Annotated in this window: 3 protein-coding genes and 1 pseudogene; 3 read left to right on the forward strand and 1 reads right to left on the reverse strand. The window is 60.1% G+C overall.

Annotation, left to right across the window (positions count from 1 at the left end):
- The 3 genes from VGP75_RS10620 to VGP75_RS10630 all read left to right on the forward strand — a co-directional run.
- Positions 1 to 625: type 2 periplasmic-binding domain-containing protein (locus VGP75_RS10620; RefSeq protein WP_526025509.1), on the forward strand; the 625-nt coding region annotated here is incomplete at its 5' end.
- 11 nt (positions 626 to 636) lie between these two features.
- Positions 637 to 1,551: a carbohydrate ABC transporter permease gene (locus VGP75_RS10625; RefSeq protein WP_327543639.1), complete on the forward strand. Its 915-nt coding sequence runs from the start codon at positions 637 to 639 to the stop codon at positions 1,549 to 1,551.
- Positions 1,548 to 2,390 (forward strand): carbohydrate ABC transporter permease, encoded by an 843-nt coding sequence (locus VGP75_RS10630; protein ID WP_327543640.1) that lies wholly within the window; start codon positions 1,548 to 1,550, stop codon positions 2,388 to 2,390. The genes VGP75_RS10625 and VGP75_RS10630 overlap by 4 nt, the downstream gene beginning before the upstream one ends.
- Here VGP75_RS10630 and VGP75_RS10635 read toward each other — a convergent pair.
- A pseudogene (locus VGP75_RS10635) lies at positions 2,380 to 2,877 on the reverse strand (sulfatase); the annotation flags it as partial. The gene VGP75_RS10630 and the pseudogene VGP75_RS10635 overlap by 11 nt on opposite strands.

Below are 2,877 nucleotides of genomic sequence, written 5' to 3' on the forward strand. Positions count from 1 at the left end.
AGGCGCACCCATCTTCGCTGAAGGCGAAAACCGCGAGAAAATGCTCACTGCGATCAACTTCTACAAAGATCTGGTCGACAGTGGCGCAGCACCCGCGCGCGTGACCAGCATCGTCAACTATGACGAATTCAATGCCGCAGCAGCGGCGGGGACGACCGGACTCTTTATCGGTGGCAACTGGCAGTATAACCAACTGCGCGGCACCCTGCCTGAGGAAGATTTTGCGAACTGGGCCGTTTCCGCGATCCCCGGCCCCAGCGCTGATGCGCGCGCAACCGGGACAGGTGGCTGGACGATCGCCGCACTCTCGGACGATCCCGAAGCTGTGCGGATGTGCGCGGAAATGATCAAGGAGATCTACTCCGGCGCTAGTAACGCGATCCAGGGTCTGCTTCCGACATCGGCAGCCCAATATGACCAGTACGATGCTTTCGACGGCCCTGAGTACGATGTCTTTGCCGCGGCACTGGTTGATGGAAAGGCACGGCCGGGTGTGCCGATCTATCCTGAAATATCAAACAACATCCAGATCATGCTCGGGCAGGTTCTGTCCGGAGCGTCGACGCCAGAGGAGGCACTTGACGAGGCCGCTGCTGCGGTCGCCGCCGCCTATGACCGTCTCTGACGGTTTAGTCCGTGGCGCCCGTCCAAAGCAGAAGTAAAGCAAACGCGCGTCGCCAAGGCGCGGTTTGGCCGTGGCTGGCACCCGCCCTTTTGGTTTTGGGCGGGTTCTATCTCGTACCGCTTTTCGACGTCCTGCGCCTCGCTTTCGGGAACGCAACGTTGCTGCGCCCGGCGACGGAATATGGTCTGGACGGCATTGGACAGGTGATCAGCGCGCCCGCCTTGCCCGGCATCCTGTGGAGCACCGCGCTTTTCACGACGGCCAGCGTGCTGGGGATTCTCGCGCTGGGGCTCGCTGTCGCGCTCTTGGTCGTGCGCGGAGAGATGCGGCAGCTTTGGGGTATGACAGCCCTCAGAACGGTCGTTCTCACCGCGTGGGTCGTTCCGGGAATAGCCAACGGGCTGATCTGGCAAATGCTGTTTTCCGAAGCACCATTCGGCGCTATGAATTCGATGCTGGGGCTTGTCGGGATAGCTCCGATCCGATGGATTTCCGACCCCGGCAATGCGATGTTCTCCGCTGTCATCGCCAATATCTGGCAAGGCACAGCCTTCGCGATGATCGTGATCTACGCGGCGCGACGCGGGCTCGACCCCGACCTTTACGCAGCCGCCGCCATTGACGGTGCAGGACCGATCGCGCGGTTTTACTTTATTACGTTGGCGCAACTGAAACCGGCCTTGCTCGTGGCGACAGTCCTTGTGACGATCCAGACGCTCAACACCTTCGACGTGATCCTTGCCCTGACGGGTGGCGGCCCCGGGCGCGCAACCGAGGTATTGTCGCTCTACGTTTTCAATACTGTGTTCTACAGCTTCGATCTGTCAGGCGGGGCTGTCCTTGCGCTCATCCTCGTGGGGATCGCGATGGGACTGACTGTCGTTTACATCCGTTTGCTGACGCGCGACCCGAGGCCAAGAGCATGACGGGGCGCGCCGCCGCAAGGTTTGCCGATATCGCAACCTATATCGCCGCGATCCTGCTGGCGGCGGTTTTCCTAATGCCGCTGCTTTGGCTCGTGTCGCTGTCCTTCCGTACACCGGCAGAGGTATTTCTCGGCGCGGCACGCTTTATCCCCGATAATCCGACGCTCGACAATTTCCGTCAAATCCTGACGGACAGAACTTTCGGGGTCTATCTTTGGAACGGTATCAAACTCTGCGCGCTGGGTGCCTTTGGCGCATTGCTCGTTGCGACACCGGCCGCATATATCTTTTCGCGCAAGCCGTTTACCGGCGCCAAGTCGCTGATGGTCGGCATCCTGACGGTCCAGATGGTCTCGCCGCTGGTCATCCTGATTCCGCTCTACCGCTATATGGAACGGCTTGGACTGCTCGAAACGCAGACAGCGGCGGTTGGCGTATACATGGCGCTCGGTATCCCGCTCTCGGTCTGGATGCTCAAGGCTAGCTTCGACGCAATACCGCAGGCATTGGAGGAAGCGGCGGCCATCGATGGCTGTTCGCGCGTGCAGATCCTGTTTTTTGTCACATTGCCGCTCGCAGCCCCCGGTATGGCGTCGGCCTTCGTGCTGAATATGCTCATGGGTTGGTCCCAGTTTCTGGTACCGTTCATCCTGCTGACCCGCGACGATCTGCAACCAATCTCGGTCGCCATTTTCAATTTCGCAGGTTCAACCAGTGCTTCGACCACACAGCTTCTGGCAGCGGCCTGCCTCATCACCGTCCTGCCTGCTATCTTCGCCTTTCTTGCCCTGCAGCGCCTTATCGTGCGTGCGATCACCGCAGGTGCCGTCAAGGGCTAGGAGCACCGCTGCTGAAGGTCGACAGGAACTGGTTGCGAAACATGTCCATGCGCCACGTTCGCGCGTCTAGCTTCGGGATCAACCCTTCGTTCCAACCCCAGTCGCCGAAACGCGCGACCAGATCCTGCGGGCCGATGATATGAACCGGAACCGCAAAACTGTCATCTTCGGAAACAAAGCGCGCAGGCTGGTGGTCACCAATCACGATCATCAGTGGAGGGTCGTCCGCATGTCTGGCGGCGAACGCACCGACCGTCTGAATACTATAGTCAACGGCCTGCCGAAACTGGTCTCGCACGCGGTCGTGATCCCGCCAGACCACGTCGGGTGGATCACCCGAAACTGCGACCTCATTGAAAATTCGGCCGTCGCCAATCTCGTCCCAATCGACTAGTGAGGGAACCGGCGTCCAGGGAGCGTGGGACGAGATGAGGGCGATCTGGGCAAAGACAGGCGGGCGATCCTTGCCAGCAGTGCCTTGAAGCAC

This window comes from Yoonia sp., from assembly GCF_036007805.1.
In the GTDB taxonomy this organism is placed as follows: Bacteria; Pseudomonadota; Alphaproteobacteria; order Rhodobacterales; family Rhodobacteraceae; genus Yoonia.